5 protein-coding genes and 1 pseudogene are annotated in these 4,757 nt (G+C 31.1%); 4 read left to right on the plus strand and 2 right to left on the minus strand.

Annotated features, from left to right (window positions below; genetic code table 11):
• Positions 1-156: 156 nt before the first annotated feature.
• Positions 157-327, plus strand: coding sequence for a nitroreductase family protein (locus FTU35_RS13015; RefSeq protein ID WP_218944955.1), 171 nt, complete (start codon positions 157-159; stop codon positions 325-327).
• A 498-nt stretch (positions 328-825) separates the two neighbouring features.
• Here FTU35_RS13015 and estT read toward each other — a convergent pair whose 3' ends face one another.
• Together estT and FTU35_RS13025 are read right to left on the minus strand one after the other, a co-directional pair.
• Entirely contained in the window at positions 826-1,686 is an 861-nt protein-coding gene (estT, locus tag FTU35_RS13020) for a macrolide hydrolase EstT (protein ID WP_077782102.1), read from the minus strand.
• A 17-nt stretch (positions 1,687-1,703) separates the two neighbouring features.
• Positions 1,704-2,000, minus strand: a pseudogene (locus tag FTU35_RS13025) (FAD-dependent oxidoreductase); the annotation flags it as partial.
• 155 nt (positions 2,001-2,155) lie between these two features.
• Here FTU35_RS13025 and FTU35_RS13030 point away from each other — a divergent pair.
• The 3 genes from FTU35_RS13030 (at position 2,156) to FTU35_RS13040 (ending at position 4,628) form a co-directional block, all read left to right on the plus strand.
• Positions 2,156-2,806 carry a DUF234 domain-containing protein gene (locus FTU35_RS13030; RefSeq protein ID WP_218944954.1) on the plus strand — a complete coding sequence of 217 codons (651 nt, stop codon included), beginning with the start codon at positions 2,156-2,158 and terminating at the stop codon, positions 2,804-2,806.
• A gap of 165 nt (positions 2,807-2,971) precedes the next feature.
• The gene (locus FTU35_RS13035; protein ID WP_218944953.1) at positions 2,972-3,502 is read left to right on the plus strand and encodes an NAD(P)H-dependent oxidoreductase; all 531 of its coding nucleotides are present in this window, start codon (positions 2,972-2,974) and stop codon (positions 3,500-3,502) included.
• Between the two features lie 91 nt (positions 3,503-3,593).
• On the plus strand, positions 3,594-4,628 hold the full coding sequence (locus FTU35_RS13040) for a tRNA-dihydrouridine synthase (RefSeq protein ID WP_169538918.1): 1,035 nt from the start codon (positions 3,594-3,596) through the stop codon (positions 4,626-4,628).
• Positions 4,629-4,757: the final 129 nt, after the last annotated feature.

The following is a 4,757-nucleotide window of genomic DNA, read 5'->3' on the forward strand; positions in this document are numbered from 1 at the left end:
TTCAAATGGCGATTCAGCGTTTAATTGGTTTTGGGAAAAAAGAAGAGTTTAAGGAAATTTTGGCAATTTTAAGAAAGCAGAATCCTGATAGGATAAGGGTTCTGTGAAATTTGTCGTGTACAGAGAATAATATTAATAAAAAATAAGGATAAATTTATGGAAAAAACTTTTATGGAAGCAATGGATTTTAGACATGCTTGTAAAATATTTGATGAGACAAAAAAGATAAAAGATGAAGATTTAAACTATATTTTAGAAGCAGGGAGAAAATCTCCTAGCTCTTTTGGGCAAGAGCCATGGAAGTTTTTGGTAATTACAAAAGTATAGCCTGAATTAGCCCTCGATTTTACATCTTGGAACCATGGCCCCCCCCTTTTTTAGGAAAAGGATGACCTTCGGTCTCTCTATTTAAAGGAAATCTTCACGCCTTTTTGTCGGATTCGGCTGAAATTTACGGGACGGTCTTATTTAAGAATGTATGGCTTAATGTTGCGAAAGAAGTTGATTTCCTCCCAATGGTTTTTAAAACCCTGCTTTATAATATCCTCTCTTATTGACCATAAGTACTCTTTTAGGTATATCGTCATTTGGTGCGCTTCATCAATTATATTAGGTGCAGACAGCGAAATGGCATTTTCTTTTCGCTGTACCTCTGAGATAATATGATTTAATGAAGATACCATTTCGTATTTAGTTTACAATATTTCCTTTTATAAAAGAAAATTGCGTAGTATGATTATTAAAAAACACCAAAAGATGTTATTCAAAGAACACATTGATATTAGCTTCAATCTCTAAACCGTTGATTTGGAAATACATAATACCCTATTTGTTCATTCTTTTGTTATTTGTTGTATGTTGCGTTATTCCATCAATAATTTTATTCCAATCTTCGAAATGTAGTTCGTGTCCGGTTCCATCAAGCGTTATTAGTTTTGAGCCGTTTATCTTTTCAAGTAAAACTGCTGAATTCTTAAAATGCCATATTTTATCGTCCGTTCCGTGTACAATTAAGGTTGGCTGATTGATTTCGCTCAATCTGTTCCAGTATTCTTCACCACCTTGCAGTGCCGCATGATTGAACATACTTATATAGTTATTAGCTCTTTTAAATTCGGCTCTAATCAGTTTTTCACTTCTTTGTTTGTCAAATTGTTTCCTGCCGCTCATCAATTCAGCACCTTGAATTAAATAATTTGCCACACTGTCTTCATTTGTCCAATCTACGGTTTCAGCTTTTCCGTGAAAATCTAAAATACGCGTATCCATTTCAGGAATTGTGGGGTCTGAGTCGCCCCAAGGACCTGATGAGATTAGTGTTATTGAACTTACCCTGTCGGCATATTTTATTGATGCTATTTGAGAAATCAGTCCGCCCAGTGAAATTCCCACAAAATTGGCTTTGACTATTTTATAGCCGTCCAAAATTGAAATAGCATCATGGGTTAAGTCAACAATATCATAGGGGGTTGAACCCGGTTCGTAATTAGTAGATTTTCCTACGTCCCTATTGTCGTAGCGAATAACAAAAAATCCCTTTTCAGATAGTTTCTGGCAAAATTCAGCATCCCAATACAACATGGATACCGTTGCTCCCGCAATCAAGAGTATTGCCGGATCTTTTTCACATCCAAAACTTTCGGTAAAAAGTCTTATTCCGTTTTTTTTAACTATTTTCTCTTTCATTTCCTCGCCTTTCTGTTTTATAGATTCATTAGTTTTTGGAACGAAAAGTCGAGGCTGAACATTTCCGTTTCGTTTATTATTGATTCTGCCTGTGCTTCTCTTCCATAAGCAAACATTTGCTGTTCATAATTTTCAATAGCCTCTTCAATGCTGTTAAATTTCCCATTGGTCAGATTATCCGACAATATCAAGGCATCCATCAACCCACTGTTTACGCCTTGTCCTGCAAAAGGAGGCATCAAATGAGCAGCATCTCCAATCATCGTTATGGGTAATGGACGCTTACTTTTCCAAGACTTATCTAAGGGAAATAGATTTAAAACCTTTGAAAGTAAGTGTATTAAAGGAGATTTTAAAAGATTACAACTCTTATTCAAATAAAAATTTACTTGATTTTTATTTGCTAAGTGGTGGAGTTGCAAAATATATAGAACTATTTATCTTAAACAGTAGTTTTGATTTAAAATCTATGATAGATACAATTATTGATCCAAACTCAATATTTTTGGAAGAGGGAAAAAATAGACTTATTGAAGAGTTTGGAAAAGAGTATGGAACATATTTTTCTATTTTAGCTTTAATCTCTGATTCAAAAACATCAAGAAGTGAAATAGAATCAATTTTGGAAAGAAATATTTCAGGACATTTATCACGACTTGAAAATGACTATAACATCATAAAATCAATTAAACCAATAAATGCTAAACCAAACTCAAAAGTACAAAAATATGAGATAGTTGATAATTTTTTATCCTTTTGGTTTAGATTTATTTTTAAATACCAATCACTAATCGAAGCTGAAAATTTCGATAGATTAAAAGAGATTATCTATAGAGATATCTCAACTTTTCAAGGAAAATTCCTTGAAAAACTTTTTGTGGAACTCTTAAAAGAGAAACAAACTTTCACTTCTATTGGCTCATATTGGGAGAGAAATAATCAAAATGAGATAGATATAGTTGCTATCGATGATATTGATAAGAAACTTCTAATTTGTGAAGTAAAACTAAATGAAAAACGGATAAACTATCAGGCTTTAGTTTTGAAATCTCAAAAATTAATTCAAGAGTATAAAGATTATGAGATAGAGTATAGGCTTTTATCGATAAAAGATATTTAAAATTAGAAAAACAGATAATAGCTGGTGCTAGAGTGGTTGCTAGGGTAATTACTCTAATTTCAAGTTGTTGCAAGTGGTTTTTGCAAACTTTGTATAAAGCCTTAATCGATATAAAAGTTAAGTTTGATTATATATAATTGTTGAATAATTTAAAAGGAGTACAAAATGAAAAAAGTTTTAATTTTAAATGGACACCAATATTATGAAAATGTTGCAAAAGGTGAATTAACTGAAAAGATTTTAGAAAAAGCGACACAATTTTTCAAAGAAAATAACTTTCTTATAAAATATACAAATATAGATAAGGGTTACGATATAAAAGAGGAGTGTGAGAAGTTTGAGTGGGCTGATTATGTGTTGTTTCAATATCCTGTTTATTGGATGGGTGTTCCTTGGATTACAAAAAAATATTTCGATGAGACTTTTACTCAAGGAAGACACTATGCAAACGACGGAAGAAGCAAAAACGATGATAGCAAAACTTATGGAAGTGGTGGATTACTAAAAGGCAAAAAATATATGCTAAGCTTGACATATAATTGTCCAAAAAGTGAGTTTAACAATCCTGATGGTTTTTTTGATGGATTATCACTAGATGAAGCAAATGTTGCTACTCATAAAACTTTTCAATTTGTTGGATTAGAACCTTTAAAACTTACTCTATGCATGATATTTTTAAAGGAGATTTGGATTTAAATAAAGAGTTAGCTAAATTTGAAGATACTTTAAGAGAGAATTTTAAGTTTAGTGTATATATAATTTGATATATTTAATTTAAGGAGCTATAATGAGTTTATTATTAAACAAAGGTAAAATAGGTGATTTGGAACTAAAAAATAGAGTTGTAATGCCACCTATGTGTATGTATAAAAGTGATAATAGTGGAGAATTAAAAGATTTCCATATGTTTCACTATACTTCAAGAGCAATGGCTGATGTTGGTTTAATTATTGTTGAACCAGCATCAGTTGAGCCAAAAGGAAGAGTTTCATCTTTTGAATTAGGACTTTGGGATGATTCTTTAATTGAAAATCATAAAAAAATGAATGAGAAGTTACACTTATTTGGAGCAAAAAGTTCTATACAATTAGCTCATGCAGGAAGAAAATCTGAAGTTGTTGATGATATTTGTGTAGCTCCAAGCTCAATTGCTTTTAGTCAAAAATCACCATATAAAGTTCCAAAAGCGTTAAGTCTTGAAGAGATAACAAAAATAAAAGAGTTGTTTGTAAATGCTGCAATTAGAGCCGAAAAAGCAAATTATGATTCAGTAGAACTTCACGCTGCTCATGGATATTTGTTGTGTGAATTTTTATCACCTTTAACAAATAAAAGAGATGATATTTATGGTGGAAGTTTAGAAAATAGGTGTAGATTAGTAATTGAAACTGCAAAAGAGATAAAAAATAGGGTAAAATTACCCCTTATTGTTAGAATTAGTGCTGATGAATGGATGCAAAATGGATGGAATATAGAAGACTCTATTTATTTATGTAAAGAGTTAGAAAAAGTTGGAGTTGATTGTATTCATGTTTCAAGTGGTGGAAATATAGAAAATCCAGATAAGATACCAAAAATTGAACCATTTTATCAAGCTAATTGGGCAAAAGAGATTAAAAAAAGTGTAGATATTCCTGTTATTGCTGTTGGTTTAATAACAACAGCAAAAGAGGGTGAATATCTTCTTGAAAATAGTTTTTGTGATTTTGTTGCATATGGAAGAGAGTTGCTTAAAAATCCAAATCTTGTATTTTATGCTGCAAATGAACTAAACGAAAAAGAGAAAATTAATAGCTCTTATGCAAGAGCATTTTTAAAATAATATTCTCTGTACACGACAAAAATAGATAACTCATTGAAATAATGTCACAATAATTGTTTTCTAACGACGAATACTATGACACATCTCAATGAGTTATATCTTATCTTAAACAAATCTCTAAAATGGAAC

This window comes from Acinetobacter sp. YH12095 (assembly GCF_013419245.1).
GTDB lineage: Bacteria > Pseudomonadota > Gammaproteobacteria > Pseudomonadales > Moraxellaceae > Acinetobacter > Acinetobacter towneri.

Coding starts and splice junctions, on each gene's coding strand:
- estT (WP_077782102.1), bottom strand. CDS start 1,686: ATGAAAGAGAAAATAGTTAAAAAAAACGGAATAAGACTTTTTACCGAA.
- FTU35_RS13030 (WP_218944954.1), top strand. CDS start 2,156: ATGATAGATACAATTATTGATCCAAACTCAATATTTTTGGAAGAGGGA.
- FTU35_RS13040 (WP_169538918.1), top strand. CDS start 3,594: ATGAGTTTATTATTAAACAAAGGTAAAATAGGTGATTTGGAACTAAAA.
- FTU35_RS13015 (WP_218944955.1), top strand. CDS start 157: ATGGAAAAAACTTTTATGGAAGCAATGGATTTTAGACATGCTTGTAAA.
- FTU35_RS13035 (WP_218944953.1), top strand. CDS start 2,972: ATGAAAAAAGTTTTAATTTTAAATGGACACCAATATTATGAAAATGTT.